Origin of the sequence: Vibrio crassostreae 9ZC13 (assembly GCF_000272045.2) — a bacterium.
Taxonomy (GTDB): Bacteria; Pseudomonadota; Gammaproteobacteria; order Enterobacterales; family Vibrionaceae; genus Vibrio; species Vibrio crassostreae_C.
Genome location: NZ_AJYZ02000019.1, coordinates 1,055,067 through 1,075,556, shown reverse-complemented (window position 1 = coordinate 1,075,556; position 20,490 = coordinate 1,055,067). Strand labels below are relative to the sequence as shown.

Below are 20,490 nucleotides of genomic sequence, written 5' to 3'. Positions count from 1 at the left end.
TAATGTAAGCGTTGAGTCAATACAATGTAAGCTTTATAAGGTTCACTAACCCTTTTTGATTAAACCATTCGTTTAGTAAAGAAGTTTGAAGTGATGGATCACCCAATATTTGATAGATAGTCGACGTTAGTATGGATTTTTAATGACTTAGCGGCATACTGGAGCAATAAGCCAGAAATGAGCCGTTATAAGGCAGTATATAGAACAATAGTGTTAGAGGTTCGTAAATGCCAAGTGGTTCTAGCAAGCAGTGGTCTGCCAGAGTAGTAGCTTTTCTTTTTTTTCTTGCGATAGTAAGCGCAATTGAGTTCTTTCATGCCAAGCAATTAACTTTTCTTAAAAACGAATCGTATTCAGAGGCAAAAAAGCAACTATCCATTATTCGTTCTCGGATTGAAGCCGCGATCGTGTCAGATATGTATATCCTCAATAATTTCTCGACCTTAGTGACCATCAACCCCGATGGAGAGGTAAAAAATTGGGATAAGATTGCAGAGAATATCATTCAAGATGGCTTCCATATTCGACTTATCGGACTCGCCAAAGACGACATTCTAAATTTTGTTTACCCGATGGAAGGTAATGAGCAGATTCTCGGTATTAATTATCGTGATCACCCAAATCAATGGGAGTCTGTTGAGATAGCCCGTAATTTTGGCAACACCTTTATTGCTGGTCCTTTTGAGCTGTTTCAAGGTGGGCAAGCCCTTATTACACGTACTCCGATCTTCCGAGAACCGCCTTTTAATCAAGATTATTGGGGTGTCTCCAGTGCTGTTATCGGTTTAGATGAGCTGTTTGAAGATGTTGGAATCGGCAAGATAGAGAACAAGTATGAATTAGCAATTCGTGGTGCAAACAGTTCAGGGAAAGATGGCGCTGTCTTTTATGGTACTCAGGATGTGTTCGATAATGCGTTTGCCACTGAACAGGTGAGTTTTCCATACGGGGGTTGGTACCTTGCTCTCTCCGGTAACGAACATGTATTGATGGATGAGCCTTGGTATCGCATCCAAGCGGTAAGGCTGGTGGGCTACTCCATAATATTAGTGCTGGCGTTTGTTTTCTTTACTATTTATCGCCTTTACCGCATTGCAGATAGCCGCTCTATGCATGATGAGTTAACGATGTTGCCGAATCGTCGATACTTCATGTATAGCCTCAAGCAGGCCTTCAAAACCACTCAAAAACAGAGAGCGAGAACCTTTGCTGTTGTAAATATCGACCTCGATGGGTTTAAAGCAATCAACGACACTTATGGTCACGCGGCAGGCGATCAGGTATTGATCGAGTGTGCTAACCGCATAAGAAGTGAGCTGCGTGTTTCAGATATCGTCGCAAGGATAGGCGGTGATGAGTTCTTGGTCTTGTTGCCACGCATTATCGATGATCAACACGTATCGTCGATCGTGACTAAACTACGAAAGGCGATATGCTCGGCACCAGTTGTGTACGACGCGCACTCTATTTATCTCAGAATCAGTGTGGGTTGGGTTATTCACAATAACAACTACAATGATGTCGATGCGCTCTTAAAAGCCGCTGATGAAAAAATGTACGAACAGAAGCGACAAGTTATCTAGGTTGAATTTTAGCTGCGATTAGAATTTAGTTGCTGAATGGGGGGAAAAGCCTCAGAATACCGCGCTTTGCTCCGTATCAATGTATTTGATGAGCAAAAGCTGAAGCAACGCACTTTTTAACGTGTTGCTCATACTAAATGTTATTCAACTGAGAAAATAATCTATGAGTTTTACCTCCCTTGGCCTTTCTGAACCGATCCTTAAAGCTATTGAAGCACAAGGTTACGATAAGCCATCACCAATACAAGAGAAAGCCGTGCCAGCTGTCCTAACGGGCAAAGATGTTATGGCCGCTGCTCAAACAGGTACAGGTAAAACTGCAGGCTTCACGCTACCTATTCTTGAAATGTTATCGAAAGGTACTCGCGTACGTCAGAACCAAGTTCGTGCGCTCGTGCTAACGCCAACTCGTGAGCTTGCTGCGCAAGTGAATGGCAGCGTAGTGAAGTACGGTATTAACTTACCGCTGACTTCGACGGTCGTGTTTGGTGGTGTGAAGATTAACCCTCAGATGCAAAAACTGCGTAAAGGTAGTGACGTGTTGGTGGCAACACCTGGTCGTCTACTTGACCTATACAACCAAAATGCAGTGCGTTTTGACCAACTAGAAATCCTAGTGCTAGATGAAGCGGACCGCATGCTAGACATGGGTTTCATCCGCGATATTCGTAAGATCTTAGCTTTCTTGCCTAAGAAGCGTCAGAACCTACTGTTCTCAGCGACGTTCTCTGATGATATCCGCAGTTTAGCGAAAGGCTTAGTGAACAATCCTGTTGAGATTTCAGTAAGCCCTGCAAACTCGACGGCAAAAACGGTTGAGCAAAGCATCTACCCAGTAGACAAAAAGAAAAAGAGCGCAATGCTAGCGAAGCTAATCAAAGATAACGATTGGCAACAAGTGTTGGTGTTCAGCAAGACGAAACACGGTGCGAACAAGCTTGCTCGCTTCCTTGAAGAGCAAGACATCACTGCTGCACCTATCCATGGTAACAAGAGCCAAGGTGCACGTACTAAAGCCTTAGAGAACTTCAAAACAGGTAAGGTACGAGTACTTGTTGCAACTGATATCGCCGCTCGTGGTATCGATATCCCGCAACTGCCTCAAGTAGTTAACTTCGATCTTCCTCATGTATCAGAAGACTATGTACACCGTATCGGTCGTACTGGCCGTGCAGGTGAAGTAGGTAAAGCGATTTCATTGGTTTGTGCTGATGAAGTGGGTGAGCTGTTCGGTATTGAACGCCTGATTCAACAAGTGCTAGAGCGTCGTGAACTGGAAGGTTTCTCTCCAGTAAATAAGTTACCTGAGTCTCGCTTGGATTCACGTCCAATCAAGCCTAAGAAACCGAAGAAAGCAAAACAGCCACGTGAACATGCTGATGGTCAACGCTCTGGTGATAACGCTCGCGGGCACAAGCCAGCAGGTAAGAACAAGCGTCATGTAGCTGGTAATGGTTCGGCTCCAAAGCGTAAGCCGACATCTGGTAAGAAACCTGCTGAAAACAACTCAGCTGCGACAACTGAAGATAAATCAGTAAGAAACAACGGCAGCAACTTTAAACGCGGTAGTGCGGGCAATAAACCTGCTGCAAATAACGCAGGTGCTCAGAACACTCTGAGCAAACCAAGCGGTGCGGGTAAATCTAACGGTACTGGTAAGCCAAACAACGCGGGTAAACCTGCAGGCAAACCTAAGAAGTCTGGTTACGGCGGTAGCTACGGCCCAAGCAAGTCGTCAAATAAGCCGACAAGCAACAAACCTTCGACAAACAAACCGTCTCGAAGCCGTTCTAAGCCAGCTCCTCAGAAGTAATCTTTTCTGAGATATTGAAAGAGCAACGAACATGAGTCGCTTTATAAAAAGGCGTCTCGTGGGTTAAGTTCTTTCTGTCATAGAAATCGAATAAGCGCGAATATTGAATCTCAATGTTCGCGTTTTTTTATGGGCGTTGTTTATGTTGAGTAACCGTATAGCTTGAGTAAGCTAGGGGAGGTTTATTGCTGTTTAAAGTGATTGAATCTAAGGGAAATATGATATTTTTGGGAAGGGTAATGAATCTTTAATTATTCATTAATAATAACATAATCTCTAGCGTTTTTGTTGAATTTTGCAATTTGCAATTCCAGTTTGCAAAACAAACAAGGATATCCGGCCAATACGTGTCCAGATGCGTAGTAAATACGTGTTTTAAAAGTTGGCACGCATGCTGCATTAGTAATGGTGACCCTTCTTAAGCCGAGGGTCACCTAGCCAACTGACGTTGTTAGTGAACCTTTTTTGTTCACACAAAATATATGACCAATCACCCTTATTGTGATTGGTTTTTTTTGCCTGAAATTTAGGTTCTATTTTTTGTTATTACTTTTTTACTCACCACACTTAGAGTAACAGCTTGGTTGGCGTGGGCATTCTCCACCTCTGGAGCAGATAAGCCTCGCCTCTGTCTCAATCCCACGTTCAATCCAATTTATATTTAGAATCTTGGCTATTGTCGTGAGATCTTTTTTGATGTTACGCGGAATTGCCACAGAGCCACCATTGTTAACGCATGACGCTTTAAGCTGCTCTGCTATGTCTCTTGAATTACCGCCTTGAGCATCAATCGCAGGGTTGAGATCTATACCAGCACACAACACACGATTGTTACCCGCAGGATCCGTCATATTGATGGATTCACAGCAGTAGATTCTTGGCTCATCACCCACGTTCAAAATGGAGATTTGAGCCGAGCTTCCCGCTCGAGGTTCTGATAATCGACGGAACACAGCCCAATGTTGACATGGGTCAGCGACCGTTCTCATATTTCCCCAAGGTAGCGGAATCCCGTTCCCGCGATATACCGCCTTGAGTTTCCCCGGCCCATAAGCATCAAAGTAGTGCCAGTGAGGGTAGGGCGATACTACAGTCATTCGACGCATCGCAACAGAGGGGGAAACCCCTGCTCTTTTGTGAACGTCGATTTCGTAACCAGTGCGGTCAAGTAGCTGCCTAAACGGGACTTTCGGGCACAGAAGTGCGCCAGCAAAGAAGCTGGATTCGAAGTCTCGCCATGCTTGAAGAATATCTTGGGAGTTGAGCTGTGAAGAGCCTGATACCTGGTTGTCGTCCCACGTGTTGTTGTTACCGACCGACAACACACTCTTTAGGCCTTCTTTGCTGTGCAGAATGCAATGACCGATATAAACCGAAAGGTCGTATTTCAGACGAGTTGGATACTCTTTAAGAATCTCGTTTAAGAAGATAGTACCGGGAGGCTCAAAGAAGGAGGTCACTAACTGCTTAGCGTTAATTCCGAGCTCATCGACGACGTCTTGCGGCGTGCGCGTCACCCAGCGGATGTTGATTCCTAGGCTTCTAGCGATGTCTATCAGGTCTTCTACGCTGAGGTTAAGACGTTTTAAGCCTACTTCTTCCGCAGCGCGCTCAAGGTCAGGGAAGTGGTTCTGGTTGCTCTCTTGGTGTGCTCGAATCAAGAGGTGCGCAAACTGGCGGCCTGAAATGCCCGTTTGTGACAGCATCTCAGGAATCGCAATTTGCAGGATGTCGTTTGAGAATAGGAAGCTCGGCTCGAGCGCCATGCCACTTATCCCACCACGATTCCCCTTATCAGGAGCAATGGCTTGTTGTTCAGATTCGTCGTCGAGGAACCACGTCGGATTCTTCTGAAAGACCTGTGCAATCACTTCCAGCATATCGATGCTCGGAACCCGCTTTCCACGTTCAATCATTGAAAGGTAAGAAACGGAAGGAGCACATTCTGGGTCGATTCTAATACAACGCGCAGACAGGTCTTCCATCGTTAAATGGTTACGTTTTCTTAGGTTACGTATTTTCGTACCTAGGAAATGTGACTGACGAACTAAACTTTTTGACAAGGCCATATTTGTAAAATTCACATTGTAAAATTTTTGTTGTGAAATTGTATGTAAAAAAGCGCTAATCTACAAACTAAGCAATTCACAAAATGACAAATAAATTAAACGTTAGTTTGGAATAATTGCTCTAGGACACATTTTTGCTGTAGAAATCGGTGGTTATCACCGGACTGGTCAAGAGGGAAAGACTATGAATATGCTTACATTCGATAAAACAGAAATCCAAAAACAATCAAAGCCATTTATCGCTGAAGCTGTCTTTGCCGTGGAGACAATCAATGCTAATCAGCAAACTGAAAAGCAAGTGAAAGCAAAGCAGCTGCTTGATCGACTATTCCCACTAGAGAATGGCTCACATCAAGACGTAACCAGCTACGTAGTCGATTACCGCCATATTATGGCTTACTTTAAAGACGGTCAGCACAGCGGTCTGAAGCACCCTAAGCAGTTTGTAGCGTACATGGGTGAGAAGAACGACCCAGACTCTATCTTGTTTCGAGATGGCAGTGGCAGCCACCTAGAGGTGATGTTTGGTTGCCACAAAGGGACAGGTTGTATTGAGCTAGTAGAAATTGATGATATTCAGTTGGAATCATGCACCACGTTTGGCCAATCACCAATGGAAGCAACAACCACAATGCGTGAAGAGACCATTGCAGCGATGCGCCACTGGATCAGTTTGATTCAAGGTGACGCAAAGGGTAAACCAAAGGCATGCAGTGAAGATAAAGAGTTCAGAGCAAAGAGTGGTGAAGACTACTGCTTGAATTATTGCTTCCAGATCTAACGGTGAATCCTAGTTAGCTAAAGTAATTTATACAACTAAAGAAAAAAAGCCCCGAAGATAATGAACTTTGGGGCTTTCTAGTCTCAATACGAGCCGACTAATATGTCGATAAGAGCATTGTTGGTGTGTTTTACAAAGGCATGACTCGGTTACGGCCAAGTGATTTCGCTTCATAAAGTAGCTTATCAGCACGTTCAATCAGCGATTGAGCTGATTCGCCGGGTTCAAGTTCAGCGACACCAAACGATGCAGTGATACTGCCGACTTGTTGACCACTGCGGCGATCTTTAATCGACAGCTTTTCTAGAGAGCGACGATTGGTATCAGCGAGTTGACGAGCAATACGCAAAGACTTGTTAGGCACAATCAGCGCGAACTCTTCACCACCAAATCGATAGGCAGAAATACCTTCACGGCAACTTAACTTCAGCTTGCGAGCGATCGCTTTAAGCACCATATCGCCAAACAAGTGGCCATAGGTGTCGTTGAAATTTTTAAAGTGGTCGATATCGAGAAGAATCAGACACAAAGATTGTTGTGCTTCACACAGGGTTTCTATGTCACGGTCGAAAGAGCGACGGTTATAGAGTGTGGTTGTACTATCGAAAAGCGCATCTTTCTGAACTTCTACTAACTGGGTTTTTAGCTTGGTGATCTCTGAGGTTGCAGAGTTTAGCTGAGAGTTTAAAAACTGAGTAGAGTGACGAATATGACGGGATTCAGACACCAGCTGTCGAACCAAGGACATCACTTCATCAATAGATAAGCTTTCATTATCAACACGAGCCAAGTCCTCGAAGCTTTTATCGATCATGTCAGAAAAAGCGGAGGTGTCGGTCAGGGTGTCATTCATTGAATTGGAAACTTCAGAAACTAACAGTTCCAAATTAGCGCGAAGGTCATTGATATTGGTTTCGGATTTGCTGGCAACATAATTGTTGTATAGCTGCTCACCAACGGCAGGAGGACAAATACCGTAGTGTTCTAAAACACCATCCATGTCTTGAGTTAGCTGGGGAATAGCGTTATCGACATAGGTGTACCAAAGTGCGTAATTTGCAGGTGTCGTTGACACCCTGTTCTTCATCATAAGAGGCACCGCTTTTTTTAGATTTGCGGTGGATTTCTGAAATTCGTCTTTGTTCATTATTTTTACTGCAGATACCAAAACAACTAAGCCACTTGCGAACAAGGTTAGCGGATTTCGAAGGTCTTTGCTTTAAAAATTATATAATTAGTGGATGAGGATTGGATAAACAACTCATTTTTATTATGAATATCGATTGCGTATTCATAAGTACAATCTAATGGATTGTTCTTTAACCATATTTGGGCTTATCAAACTTTCGGCGTAGCGTGAGTTAGTATCAAAAGATTGCTGAGAAATGAGTGTTGTTGTCTCTGGAAGTGCATACAAAAAGTGAAGTTATTTGGGCGTCGAGCTTTAACTGAGAGTGGTTAGATTGGGAGGCTTGGCTGGTGATTTGTATTTGTTCAGAGTTAACGGGTGAAGCTTGCATCAAGAGGGGAAATGTTTATGAGCAGGCATAAAAAAGCGCCGATAAAAATCAGCGCTTTAAAATTCTTTTTAGCTATAAGAGCTAATTATTGAGCAACAACGTTTGCTGCTTGTAGGCCTTTTTGACCGTTTTCAACTTCGAAAGAAACCTTTTGGCCTTCTTTCAGAGTTTTGAAGCCTTCAGAAACGATTGCACGGAAGTGTACGAATACGTCAGCGCCGCCGTTGTCTTGAGAAATGAAGCCGAAACCTTTCTCTTCGTTAAACCATTTTACAGTGCCAGTATTTGTGTTAGACATAATTTGTCCCTTATTCATAAATTTTCTAAGTTGTTGATTGCATTTAATGCAATGCGCTGATAATTGAATTATTTAATATTGCTAAGAAATAAGGAAAAACTACTTACAAAAACGGGTAACGATTTTACATGTCAATTTTTTACTATTCATCTAACTTAAATAACTCCGGCTAACAGAGCGAGAGCATGTTAACACAGTCTTTTGAGATGTACACGCATTGCTTAAGAAATTTGTGCTTTTTTTGTCATACCGTGCGAATGTACAAGATTTACACTGATTTAGTGATAGTTTTGTCGCTTCGTCCAACACAACAAAAGGAAGCATCTCAGCTTCCTTTTGATCATTAGTATAGACGATATTAACGCTTAAAGTTGATATCTTCAGTTTGATCTAAATTTATTTTTGTTTTCGCTGGTTGAGTCTCTGCAATCACCTTACCGTGTCGTATTGAGTACTGCACTGGTACTTGGCGGCGCACTGCATCAAAGCCATTGTCAGCAGGAAGAATCAGTAAGCTACCTGGCTTACCTTCTTCGATGCCGAAGTTGTCTTGTATGTTCAATGTGCGAGCAGAGTTCTTGCTGATCAAATCAAGTGAGTTGTTGATTTGATCGTAGCCCATAACCTGTGTCACATGCAGTCCCATGTGCAGAACTTGAAGCATGTTCGCTGTGCCCAGTGGGTACCATGGGTCAAACACATCATCGTGGCCAAAACAAACGTTGATGTTTGCTGCTAGCATCTCTTTAACGCGCGTTACACCGCGGCGTTTCGGGTAATCGTCGAAACGGCCCTGTAAGTGAATGTTCACTAACGGGTTTGCCACGAAGTTGATACCAGACATCTTCAATAGACGGAATAGGCGAGATGCGTAAGCACCGTTGTAAGAGCCCATTGCAGTCGTGTGGCTAGCGGTTACTTTCTCGCCCATTTCAAACTTATGAGCAAGAGCTGCTAATGTTTCCACAAAGCGAGACTGTTCGTCGTCGATTTCATCACAGTGAACGTCGATCAGACAGTCGTACTTACGTGCAAGCTCGAACACGTAATGCAGAGATTCAACACCGTATTCACGAGTGAATTCGAAGTGAGGGATAGCACCGATAACGTCAGCGCCGATCTTCACTGCTTCTTCAAGCAACTCTTTGCCGTTAGGGTATGAAAGGATGCCTTCTTGAGGGAATGCAACGATCTGGATGTCGACCCACTCTTTCATCTCTTCACGAACTTCAACCATCGCTCTTAACGCAACGAGTGTTGGGTCTGACACATCAACGTGCGTACGAACGTGTTGAACACCGTTAGCTATCTGCCATTTCAGTGTTTGCTTGGCACGAGACTTTACGTCTTCGATTGATAGCAGTTCTTTACGCTCAGCCCAACGCTCAATACCTTCAAACAAAGTGCCAGAGATGTTCCAGTTAGGCTCACCAGCAGTTTGAGTAGTATCTAGGTGGATGTGCGGTTCACAGAAAGGAGTAACTGCAATGCCACCTTCAGCATCAAGGATGTCGCCTTGATGATTGATTTGCGCGTCATTATCGAGAATGCGAGAAAATTGACCATTTTCAATCAGAATCTGTTTCAAGCCCTCTTGGTCTTGAAGTTTCGCGTTCTTGATTAATAAGGTTGTCATAGTGTGTCCTTAAGCGGCCTGAGATTTCAGAGCTTTTTTGTTCAATAGAGGATTAAGCACGAGGTAACTGATTGCACCACCTAACACTGCGTTCAAAGGAACAACGCCAGGTAGGAAGTGACCAGCGGCTACGCCTGTTGCTACCGCGATAATGCCAGCCCAGTTAACGGTTTGGAACTCTGCATTTGCAAAATCTTTGTAACGTTTACGGTTCGCGAAGAAGTCGGCGATGATTACACCACCAATTGGTGGAATCGCCAGCGAAAGGAAGGTTAACCAACCAACGAAGTTGTTGTATAACCAAAGCGCGAAAATCGTACCGATAATGCCGTTAATGATAGACATTGTAGTACTTGAGCGACCAGTGATGTTAGATAAACCCAGACCAGATGCATAAAGTGCATTTTCATTGGTTGTCCAGATATTCAATCCAAGCACGATGATGGCTGGAAGCAGTAGGCCTTGCGCGATCATCACATCTGAAATATCAGCCTGACCTGTTGCTGCTGCGCCTGCTGCGCCGAAGATAAACATCAGCGAGTTACCGATGAAGAATGCAACCATAGTAATCAATACTGCGCTTGCTGGCTTTTTACCAAAGCGAACGAAATCGGCAGTTAACGTCCCCGCACTTACAAACGAACCTACAACCATTGCTAGCGCCATTGAGAAGTCCATTGGCGTCTCCGGTTTAATTAGTTGCAGTTGCTCTAGTCCACCAACACTGTCTACGGCAGTCAGTACTGAGTAACCACCCAAAATCGCAATCGCAGGTACTGCAATCGCTGAAAGTACCATTAGTGCTTTAATGCCGAAGTACACTGTCCCCGTCATCAACAAGCCAGATACGATAATCAAGGTGTTGGTATCAATGCCCGTTGCTTTTTGTACTGGAATAGCAAACATCGCAACACCCACACCAAACCAACCGACTTGTGTACCACCAAGTAAAGCAGAAGGAAGCCATGAGCCTTTAGTACCGAAAGAGAAACGAGCAAGGAGGTGGGTAGAGAGGCCAGTAGATGAGCCGATGTAGCCAAGAAAAGAAGTGTAAATACCGAGGATTAGGTTACCGATGAGAACGGCGAGGAAGAAATCGTTGAATGAAAGACCTGTCCCGAGTGAACCACCTGTCCACATACTTGCAGAGAAGAAAGTGAGTCCAAGCATTACCATGGTGAGTGAAGCGACTCCTTTCCTAGCCGATGTAGGAACCGGCCCTAGACTGTAGTTATTATCAGCAGCCATTTTTTACCTCCGCAAATGATCAAAATTAAAATTAACGGTCGCCGTATTACAGGCAAACTTGCGCATTATGGTGATATAAATCACATAGTCAATGCTAATTTTGTCAATAATTGCCCATAAAAACCAGTTATTGTAGTAATTATCTTGTAAAACATAGGGTTATTTTCTGTCTTTATTTAAAAAAAACAAATAGAAAACGTTTTCTATAATGCGTTGGTTATCTGCTGTTCTTGGTTGGCTATGAATGCTTATTATTATACGTCTGAATGGGTGTCTGTATCGAAAAAGAGGGCGGTTGGCCAAACTGCAGGCAAAAAAATAGCCAATCGCAATAATCGCAATTGGCCTATATATTTTGTGAACAAGAATAGGTTCACTAACAACGTCAGTTGGCTAGGTGACCCTCGGCTTAAGAAGGGTCAATATATACATTGCAGTTAGTGTGCCAACTTTTAAAACCACGTAAAACGGCAGTTTTATAGCAATCTGGTGCGTATTTGAGCGTTTAATTTGCGTTTTTGAAATGTCCAATTGCAAAATGCAATTGCGATTTGCAACTTTAGAGTGTTTATTCGTTTTTCGGGTTTGTGTTCTTTCTGGCGACAAATGGTGAAATAAACAAAAAGCCCGTGCGATCTAAGAGCGCACGGGCTTGGGTATTGTTTCACCAATAGGAAGTATTAGATGGAGTAGAAGAAGTACAGTTGAGACTTCATTCTAATGATGATCCCGCGTATTACGTCTAGGAACGCCATAAAGCTGATAGGCTTCTCACCGCTTACCCACGCTAATCCGACAGAGCCAACAGGAATATCGTAACCCTCTGCCTCATCAATTTTTAAACGAACAAAGTGGTGCTTGTTCTGAAGGTTTTTGCCTGTGGTAACACGAACCTGCTCATCGATACCCAGCAAACTTGCTTGCGCTTCACCAGTGGCTTCTACAATGCCTTCTACGGTTGCAGAGAACACTTTTCCTGGGTATACCGCTGTCGCAAATTCCGCAGGTTGACCGACCTTAATATTACGAATCGCTTGGTGGTTAACTCGCATCAGCACGTACTTCTCTTCGGTATACATCTGGATACGAGGCATCATTGAAACACGCTGACCTTCACGAAGAATAAAGTTCGTTACAAAGCCGTCAGTCGGTGCCGTGACTTTGGTGCTGTTCAAGTCCCATTGTGCTTGTGCCAGTGTTGCCTTTGCTGAATCGACCTCAGTTTGCTTCTTGCTCACATTGGTTTCAGCTTTGTGGATGTTCAACTTCGCATTCTCGGCATCGACTTCTTTCTTGCTAAGCTGAGATTCCAATGTCGTAACGTTATACGTCGCTAAGTCTACCTTTGCTGTTTGTTGGTCGATGTCAGTTTCAGTGATCGTATGTTCTACCACTTTGTTTTGCTTCTGGTAACGATCAAGCGTCTTTGACTGCAGTACTAAGTCTGTTTTAGCCGAATCTATTTGTGCGACTGAAGCTTTGATGTCTTCAAGCGCCGATTGATAGCTGACTTTTGCAATGCTCACTTCTTGACGAGCTGTGTCTAAAGCGACCTCTGCAGACTCAAGTTGAACGCTGGCTTTGTCTCTTGCTATGACATATTTGGTGTCATCAATTTCGTAAATTAGTTGTCCTTCAGTCACATCCTGGTTCGGGTGGATGTGGACTTTAGAAGTTTTTCCCGACACATTAGTTGAATCGGGACGCAGCTGAATATGTGGAGACTGAACCACTGAGCCTCCCGATATTATCTTGAAGCTGGCTGATAGAGTGGATATTGAAAGGCTAGGTCCTCTCTCTAACTGGTTTTTCTCGGGGCACGATCTGGCGTCGTCTATACGCCGAGTTAACATCGGGTTGCACTGTTTGCAGTCCGGGGCTTTTCTATATGGCGCTCAAGTCGGTAATTTCATCAAATGGTGCTACGACAATCCTGCTTATACTGAGGTGGGTAAAGTTCATGACTCAATTCGAGTTGCCATCTTTATGATGAAGATATTAAGGCGTTACTTGGGAGACGACTTTACTCCCGCAGCCGTCTCTATCGCAGGTTATCGCGAGAACACTCAACTCTATCAAGAGTATTTTGGGTGCAATATTCAGTGGGGCCAGCCACGAACTGAAATCTGGATACCAAGCCAGTCGAGGTTATCGAGCAATCAAGCCCCTTCTAGCGGCAAGATGAGCTTGGCAATGAACTTTCATGACTTAGATAATTACCTCAACATGCCTGATGCCGCGGATGAGCATAAGGTGACCTATGAGATGATCAATTACAGTCGCCATTTCGGCCTGCCAACACTGCATAAAGTGTCGAGTTTGCTTGGGTTATCTGAACAGCAATTTCAACGTCGATTGCATAACTTAGGCATCAACTTTTCTACCATTATGGGCTATGCGTTAAGTAATGTGGCGGTGGAGTTGTTGATGTATTCAGTGCCAATAGATAAAGTCGCGACGAGGCTCGGCTATACCAATGTCGCGAGCTTTAATCGGATGTTTAAGAAACATCGAGGTTTGACACCCAAGCAATATGTTGAGCGCCTAAAAACTGGCCTGTAACTATTCAGAGCTAACTTATGGTTCGTTTATGGATCAGGCTGGACAAGTAAACCATCCCCCAAGTACTCAAAATGAAAGGGGCGGTGAGTGGTAACAGTGACAGTTCATGAAAACCAAGTGTGATGAGACAGCTTAACAGCATGCCTAATAGGATTAACGGCCAACGGATTCGCGGATAGGGCACAAGTGCTAAAGTGGCAAGAATGGCGTTGTACCCGTAAAGACCTTGGGCTACCAGTTCGTTAGAAGCGCCAATCAACCCGCTAAATACGGTGCTAATTATTACTGCGAGCATAACCCAAATGGCATGCTTGATATTGTTGAGTGCGATGGCGACTAAGATAACGAGCCCCGACAACGCATTTTCGATGAAGCTGACTTGGCTTATCCCTTTTAACAACGGGATCACCACTGTCGGCAGGTTGAACCACGAGTTAGCCTCAATACTGATGAGTGGCATCAGTGCGGAATCAGGTGCAGAAAACGCTGACAGCTCAAAGGTTGATTGGATAATATAAATCAGCCAAGTGGTGAGGATAAAGGCGCTAGTGTAACCGCGATATTTCTCAAAACTGAATACGATGTGGGCAATCGGCACCGTGAGTAATGCACCTAACGCAGTCACTAAAGCCAATAATGGTGTCACACCAAAAAAGTTACCGATAAATAAACCAATCAAAGCGCCATTTAGCGCGTACATTCCACTATCAATGTCGTCAACTGACTTGTTGGTGTTGGTGTTGGTGTTGGTGTACATATAGCCATAGAAAGCTAATGCATAGCTGCAACTGGCGCCAAGTAAGGTAAGAAAAGCCAGCGCCAGTGACTCAATAGAAATGGCAAGCAACAGCAAAGTCGACGTCATGATAGACGGTGTGAAATAGACTTGCCCAATGCCATTGAGCAAGCCTTGAAACGGCAGAATATCCTTGTTCGTTTTCATCGTCTGATTACATTATTGAGTCATGTTAAATTTTTGTAATTCAGATTGTATACAATTTTATCAAGTTCACCATCTTCGAGTGTTAATTCTGATACCAGCGTTCACCATAAGCTTGTTGGTAATCTGGTGTTTCAATGATGCCTTCTTGTTCTGGAACGGTTTCTAACGGCCCAACAACAGTTCTATAGGGTAATACGCCAGCCCAAACTGGAATGCCCATATCGGCTTTATCATCATTCACTCCATGTTTACCAATCTTCACGGAAGCTTCTGTTAAAGGTATCGCCAACAACTCGGTCGCAGTGAGTTCTTTTTCATTACTGAGCCTCACTTCATCGGTTCTGCCCGGTGCGATTTGCTCAATAAAGATATTCAACAAGCGATCCTTTTCTTGATTGTCATCGATGACTGAAAATGACCCCAATACCACAGCAGAACGATAATGCGCACTATGATGAAATGCCGAACGAGCCAGCACCCAACCATCGAACAAGGTGAACGTTAAACAGGTTGGTTCTCCCTTTTTTAGTCCTTTTAGTAGGCGACTGTTTTTAGCTCCATGAATGTAGACTATATCACCCACTCGCCACGCGAGCATCGGGATGACCATTGGTCCTTGTTCGCCCTGCAATGCAATGTGTGCGATTAAGCTCTCATCAATAATTTGGTGCAGTTTCTCTTGTTCAAATACGGCTTTGTGAGCCCCTTTTTTAATCGTGGTTCTTTTCGTGTTAGATAACATAATCGCTCCTTAATCATTGCCTTTTGATTAATGTAGCGATTAACTGGTCTATTAAATAGGGCCACTTTTAAACACTATTTGGATCCAGTTATGCAGCCTATCGATGTCGGTGATCTACAGTTAGACGAACAACACGGCACGCGTCAAACCGCCTTGTTCCACGCGATAAGAGAGAAGATCGTTCAAGATTTATGGAGCAAGGGAAGTAAGTTACCTTCAACACGTAAGTTGGCTGTCGAGTTATCGGTGAGTCGAAATACGGTGATTTATGCGTACGAACAACTGGTTACTGAAGGCTATATCGAGAGTAAGCAAGGCTCAGGGTTTTATGTCTCGGTTGAACAACCAGAACACTTTCTAAGTTTGTCTAAGCCAAACAGTGTTCAGGATCCGAAGGTCAAACAAACAGTCAGTAAACCGAGTACAAACATAGCGACACCTAACGACATTAACCGCAGCTTTGCCCCAGGAGTTCCTGACTTAGATGCGTTCCCTTTTGCGAAATGGCAGAGGTTGCTGCAACGTCACTCTACACGTCAGAACATTGCGGGCAATCAAGAGGTTCAGGGAAGCTCAGCCTTGAGGGAAGCGTTGAGTGGGTATCTTGCAAGCAGTCGTTCCGTTCATTGCAGTGCCGACAGAATCATCATCACCGCAGGTGCGCAGCAAGCCATCTCAATCGGATTAATGGCGACGTTAGCGATGGGCGAAAAAATCCTCGTGGAAGAGCCCGGTTATCGACAAGTGCATAAAATTATCGATCTGTTGAGATTAGAGCTGGATCGTGTAAGTGTGCGTGAAAAGGTGGGGCTAGATATTGAAAAAGTGTTGGCCAGTAATGCTAAGGCTCTGTATGTCACACCGAGTAACCAATACCCAATGGGCACGACTTTAAATACTGAGCAACGCCTTAAACTGATCGACTGGGCCAATCAACATCAGTCATGGATCATTGAAGATGACTATGACAGTGAGTTCCAGTTTGCTCATCGCCCTTACACCAGTATGCAAGGCTTAGCGGGTAAACTCGGGTTTGATGAACGAATCATTTATGTTGGTTCGCTGAGTAAAGTCATGTTCAACGGACTCCGCTTAGGTTACTTAGTGGTGCCAGAAAGTCTGGTGGCGAAGTGTCTTGAGATCAAAGACGCGCTCACTGGAGACACGGCGTCCCACACACAGGAAGCTTTGGCGGATTTTGTTCGAGAAGGCGACTTGCTGCGTCATATTAGAAAGATGCGTCGGTCATACAAACTCAAGTATGAAGCGATGATAGAAGCGATTGAAAGCGAGTTTAACGGTGATCTTGAAGTGATCAGTCAGGCAGCAGGGCTACATGTGACCGTGAAGTGGTATCAAGGTATATCTGAGACTGAATGGAGTCATAGAGCTGAGCTTGAAAATATCATCATTCGTCCGTTTGATTTTTATGAATATGGATCAAGTGATGCTCGTGATTGGAGTGGGGTGGTGTTGGGGTTTGGAAATATCCGATTGGCTGACATAAAGCCGAAGATCAAACAGATCGCTCGGCTTTTTTATCAGTAATATTGGTAGGGCTTGTTTACCATTTTCTGATTCATCACGAATCGAGTTACAACTTGTCGATAGAGACGGTGGGTTTACCTTTACCTAGCCACTTCCGCCAAGGGAGTGACAATGTCACAAAAACAATCACAGCATAGAGCATCGACCAACTTAAACAGATAAACACCAAGGTACAGATGACCAATGAAAGCATGGCAGTGTATCTAGATGCGCCTGTTAGTAATCGGCAAGCGGCTAACATTGCGAGCAGATAAACCAGAACAAAAATACCGTTGGCGAGCTTGAGAAAGAACTCAAGGTCTAAATTAGACAGCTCACCAATCACACACGAAATAAGCACGACAAAGCCAATTGCTAACGTTGGGTAGAGCGGTACGCCGCGGCTGTTCAGTTGAGCCATTCGACTTGCAGGGCTGTGTTGGCGGGCCTGAGCCCAGATCATCCGAGACAGGCTTTGTGTGTAAAGGTTTAGGCTGGCAAAGCAAGCAAAGAACCCCAGCACGCTGATGACGGTTTTGAAGCCATTACCAAACAGTTGTTCTGTTACCCAAGGGATGGATGCGGCATCGAATTCAGATGAACCGAAAGCACCCAGCTTAAGAATCACTACTGAACAAGCCCAGTACACTAGCCCCGCAACAAAACAGCCTGCAATGATGGCGATTGGGAAGTCACGTTGTGGATTTTTGAATTCCTCTCCCATGTGAGCAAAAGCTTCTATTCCGACAAAGCACCAAAACATGACAGCTAAAGCAGCGCCGATAGACCACATTGAATTGGATGAGATGGCAGGAAGAGCAACATCGGTTGCCGTGATGTCGGCTTTCCAAACAAAAGCGCTGACTAAGGCAAAAATCGACAATGCGATCACGGTTTGCAGTCGGCCAGAAGATTTACTGCCCATCAAATTGACGGCAATAAGCAGGGCGACGGTAAAGGATTGAGCACCAAGTGGTGTATCGAGAGGTGCGGGTAACAATTGTTGAGCAAAACCACCAGCCAGTGCAATGGCCGCTGGAATACCGACAGGAATAACACTCACAAACAACCACGCCACGCTTGTTTCTAATCGCTCGCTAAACGCCTGGCGCACAAAATAGGCAGTACCACCTGCATTCGGGTAGCGTTTTCCTAATGATGCGAAGGTCAGTGCAATCGGGCAAATAGCGATAAACAGGATTAACCAAGCGAGAAGAGACAACTGTCCTGCAATGCCTGCTGCGATCGCAGGGATCATAAATAATCCAGTGCCTAGCAAGGTCGTCGAGAGTTGTCCGATTCCTGAAATAAGCGTGATTTCTTGTTTGAGTTGTGTCATTCGCTCTCCTAGCTATTTGATTCTGGTCACGGTCTTCCAGTAACTTTCTTCTGGTGTGTGAGAAGTTATGATTGAAAGCATACATTGTTGACATCAATAATACAGCTAGCGAAACGTCGTAAGACACCGTCATTTTAACGGTATTAATCCGATTCAGTGTGAAAGTGTCGGCTGTCAGAATGGCTGTTATAAGTAGGAAAGTTGTGTCAAATTAGGCGTTATAAATAGAACAATAAATGAAAAGAATCAGAAGCATGGATAAATTTGATCGCCAGATTTTGGATATTCTCAAAACCAATGCACGATGCTCAGTGAGCGATATCGCCCGAGATGTCAGCCTCTCGCGCTCAGCGGTGAACGCCAGAATCAAGAAACTGGAAAGCGACAAAGTGATTACGGGCTACTGCGCTCAAGTGGCAGAACCCAACCAAACGAAGAATGTGTGCGCTTATATCTTGTTGAAGTTCGACATGTCGAGTAGTGACCATAGTTGTGAGTCTTACGCGAAACAAATCCAGAGTATTGATGAGGTGCAATGGTGCCACTCTATTAGCGGTGAGACAGATATGATGTTGTACGTGGAAGTGGAAAGCATGGAGAGCTTGAACCGAGTTCGCGATCAGCTGCAAAGTTACCCGGATCTTCGCCACTTAATGACTCATACGGTTTTGACCGAGTTTTTCAACAAACAGAATACGACGGTGCATTCATGTTAGGCAATATCAACTTAAACCTACTGCGTTCACTGCATGTACTTCTTGAAGAGTGTCATGTGAGCCGTGCCGCCCAACGTTTGCATATCACACAATCCGCGGTGAGCCGTCAGCTCAGCCAGTTACGTGATTTGTGTGGCGACCCTTTGCTGGTCCGTGACGGCAACAAACTGGTGCCGACCAACCGTGCATTGCTACTCAAAGGTAAACTCGACGACCTGCTTGGCGAGTTTGACCACCTGTTAGATGATAAACCCTTCGAGCCGCAAGACTGGCAGGGGGAATTGGTGTTGTCTTCGAGTGATTATGTCGCTCAGTATATTCTTCCTGTGATTGTGGCAGAGGTGTCTGCTGAAGCGCCGAACATTAATTTGGCTTATCGATTGTGGCAGCCAAACTACCTTGAAGCACTGAACGAGTCTGGGATTCATTTGGCTTCTAGTATGTTTCCCACAAAGCCAGAACATGTCTCAAGTATCAAACTTGGTGAAGATAAGTCGGTGTGTTTGATGCGAAAGTCGCACCCGCTGGCTCAACAAGCGGTTTTGAGTGCAGAAGATATTGTTCACTACTCTCACATCAAAGTGACGGGTGGTGGAGATAAAGACAGTTACGCGGACATAGCATTGAAGAAGCAAGGGCTGAAGCGAAGAGTGGCTTTACAGGTTCCGTTCTTTTCATCTGCTGGTACTGTGTTATTGCAAGACGACTATCTGATGATCGTGCCAGAACATATTGCCTATAACCTAGGTCGACACCTCGATACTACCTACTTTTCGTTGCCATTTGATACGGAAATGCATACCTATTGGTTAATGTGGCATCCTAAATATGACAACGACTCTGCCCACAAATGGGCGCGAGAAAAAGCATTCCAAGCCATGCAAAAGTCGAGTTACAATATCAGTATGACTTGAAATCATAGGTGTGATGATAATCTTTGATTTCAAATAATACCTCATGCGAATTATGGTAAGTGCCAAGTATTGAGTATTAAGCGTAGAGCGTTCAGCTGGAACGCTTTATTTTATTAGGAATGGAATGATGACAGTAACAATTTGGTTTTCTTTATTAGCGATTTGCTTGTTGGGTGCAATGTCTCCGGGCCCAAGCTTGGCGATGATCGCTAAACACAGTTTGGCTGGTGGCCGTATGAACGGGCTTATCGCAGCTTGGTCACACGCTGCTGGTATCGGTATTTATGCGTTCGCAACCATTGTTGGTTTAGCCGTTGTGCTTGAGCAATCCCCAATGTTATTTAAAGGTATTAGCTTAGCGGGGGCTGCTTATCTGCTTTATCTTGGCGTTAATGCGTTACGTTCGAAAGGTGGTGTTGCCGCGAAATTAGAAGCGGGTGAAAAGATGAGTTACATGCAGTCTGCTCGTGAGGCTTTCTTGATCTCTATCTTGAGCCCAAAGATCGCACTGTTCTTCATCGCTCTGTTTAGCCAATTTGTAGCGCTAGGTAATGAACTGACCAATCAAGTGATTATTGTCTCAACGCCGCTGATTGTCGACGGCCTTTGGTACACCTTTATCACCTTGGTACTGTCTAGCCCGTTGATTGTTGAACGTATTCGCTCGAAAGCTCAGTTGATTGATCGACTATCTGGCGTGGTGCTGATCCTGCTTGCTGTTCGCGTGGTGTGGACGATATAGCAGTAAACGATAAGAATAAGTAACTAGGGTCTGTTAACTTTTAGTGGTTAAATTTTG

Annotated in this window: 16 protein-coding genes and 1 pseudogene; 8 read left to right on the top strand and 9 right to left on the bottom strand. The window is 44.5% G+C overall.

The features are described 5' to 3' along the window. The first annotated feature begins 227 nt into the window (after positions 1-227). The gene (locus tag A136_RS05925) at positions 228-1,583 is read left to right on the top strand and encodes a diguanylate cyclase (RefSeq protein ID WP_017064866.1); all 1,356 of its coding nucleotides are present in this window, start codon (positions 228-230) and stop codon (positions 1,581-1,583) included. A gap of 163 nt (positions 1,584-1,746) precedes the next feature. Next, a complete protein-coding gene (locus tag A136_RS05920) occupies positions 1,747-3,396 on the top strand; it encodes a DEAD/DEAH box helicase (RefSeq protein WP_017060608.1) in 1,650 nt (549 codons plus the stop codon). 554 nt (positions 3,397-3,950) lie between these two features. Here the strand turns inward: A136_RS05920 and A136_RS05915 are convergent. Then, positions 3,951-5,480 carry a DUF3612 domain-containing protein gene (locus tag A136_RS05915; RefSeq protein ID WP_081090203.1) on the bottom strand — a complete coding sequence of 510 codons (1,530 nt, stop codon included), beginning with the start codon at positions 5,478-5,480 and terminating at the stop codon, positions 3,951-3,953. Between the two features lie 169 nt (positions 5,481-5,649). On the opposite strand from A136_RS05915, the gene A136_RS05910 reads away from it, so the two are divergent. After that, on the top strand, positions 5,650-6,246 hold the full coding sequence (locus A136_RS05910) for a malate synthase (RefSeq protein WP_017060610.1): 597 nt from the start codon (positions 5,650-5,652) through the stop codon (positions 6,244-6,246). A 130-nt stretch (positions 6,247-6,376) separates the two neighbouring features. Here the strand turns inward: A136_RS05910 and A136_RS05905 are convergent, their stop codons facing one another. The 5 genes from A136_RS05905 to A136_RS05885 form a co-directional block, all read right to left on the bottom strand. Next, the gene (locus A136_RS05905; RefSeq protein WP_017060611.1) at positions 6,377-7,393 is read right to left on the bottom strand and encodes a GGDEF domain-containing protein; all 1,017 of its coding nucleotides are present in this window, start codon (positions 7,391-7,393) and stop codon (positions 6,377-6,379) included. Positions 7,394-7,851: 458 nt separating this feature from the next. Further along, a complete protein-coding gene (cspE, locus tag A136_RS05900; RefSeq protein WP_004740083.1) occupies positions 7,852-8,064 on the bottom strand; it encodes a transcription antiterminator/RNA stability regulator CspE in 213 nt (70 codons plus the stop codon). A gap of 358 nt (positions 8,065-8,422) precedes the next feature. Then, on the bottom strand, positions 8,423-9,700 hold the full coding sequence (locus A136_RS05895; protein ID WP_017064864.1) for a cytosine deaminase: 1,278 nt from the start codon (positions 9,698-9,700) through the stop codon (positions 8,423-8,425). Between the two features lie 9 nt (positions 9,701-9,709). Further along, positions 9,710-10,948, bottom strand: a complete 1,239-nt coding sequence (gene codB / locus A136_RS05890; RefSeq protein WP_032546874.1) for a cytosine permease — start codon at positions 10,946-10,948, stop codon at positions 9,710-9,712. 680 nt (positions 10,949-11,628) lie between these two features. Next, positions 11,629-12,681 carry an HlyD family secretion protein gene (locus A136_RS05885; protein WP_017064862.1) on the bottom strand — a complete coding sequence of 351 codons (1,053 nt, stop codon included), beginning with the start codon at positions 12,679-12,681 and terminating at the stop codon, positions 11,629-11,631. On the opposite strand from A136_RS05885, the pseudogene A136_RS05880 reads away from it, so the two are divergent. Beyond that, positions 12,680-13,510, top strand: a pseudogene (locus tag A136_RS05880) (helix-turn-helix domain-containing protein); the annotation flags it as partial. The gene A136_RS05885 and the pseudogene A136_RS05880 sit on opposite strands and share 2 nt — an antisense overlap. Before the next feature lie 10 nt (positions 13,511-13,520). On the opposite strand, the gene A136_RS05875 reads toward A136_RS05880, so the two are convergent. Then, positions 13,521-14,453, bottom strand: coding sequence for an urea transporter (locus A136_RS05875; protein WP_017064860.1), 933 nt, complete (start codon positions 14,451-14,453; stop codon positions 13,521-13,523). 82 nt (positions 14,454-14,535) lie between these two features. Continuing rightward, a complete protein-coding gene (locus tag A136_RS05870) occupies positions 14,536-15,195 on the bottom strand; it encodes a pyridoxamine 5'-phosphate oxidase family protein (protein ID WP_017064859.1) in 660 nt (219 codons plus the stop codon). Between the two features lie 90 nt (positions 15,196-15,285). Between A136_RS05870 and A136_RS05865 the strand changes: the two genes are divergently transcribed. Next, entirely contained in the window at positions 15,286-16,743 is a 1,458-nt protein-coding gene (locus A136_RS05865; RefSeq protein ID WP_017064858.1) for a PLP-dependent aminotransferase family protein, read from the top strand. Positions 16,744-16,789: 46 nt separating this feature from the next. Here the strand turns inward: A136_RS05865 and yjeH are convergent, their stop codons facing one another. Beyond that, positions 16,790-18,061 carry an L-methionine/branched-chain amino acid transporter gene (gene yjeH / locus A136_RS05860; RefSeq protein WP_017064857.1) on the bottom strand — a complete coding sequence of 424 codons (1,272 nt, stop codon included), beginning with the start codon at positions 18,059-18,061 and terminating at the stop codon, positions 16,790-16,792. A 254-nt stretch (positions 18,062-18,315) separates the two neighbouring features. Here yjeH and A136_RS05855 point away from each other — a divergent pair, with 254 nt between their 5' ends. The 3 genes from A136_RS05855 (at position 18,316) to A136_RS05845 (ending at position 20,433) form a co-directional block, all read left to right on the top strand. Continuing rightward, on the top strand, positions 18,316-18,777 hold the full coding sequence (locus tag A136_RS05855; RefSeq protein ID WP_017064856.1) for an Lrp/AsnC family transcriptional regulator: 462 nt from the start codon (positions 18,316-18,318) through the stop codon (positions 18,775-18,777). Beyond that, complete coding sequence (locus tag A136_RS05850) at positions 18,771-19,691, top strand: LysR family transcriptional regulator (RefSeq protein ID WP_017061780.1); 921 nt, start codon at positions 18,771-18,773, stop codon at positions 19,689-19,691. Before A136_RS05855 ends, A136_RS05850 begins: the two co-directional genes overlap by 7 nt. Before the next feature lie 127 nt (positions 19,692-19,818). Continuing rightward, on the top strand, positions 19,819-20,433 hold the full coding sequence (locus A136_RS05845; protein ID WP_017061779.1) for a LysE family translocator: 615 nt from the start codon (positions 19,819-19,821) through the stop codon (positions 20,431-20,433). Positions 20,434-20,490 lie beyond the last annotated feature (57 nt).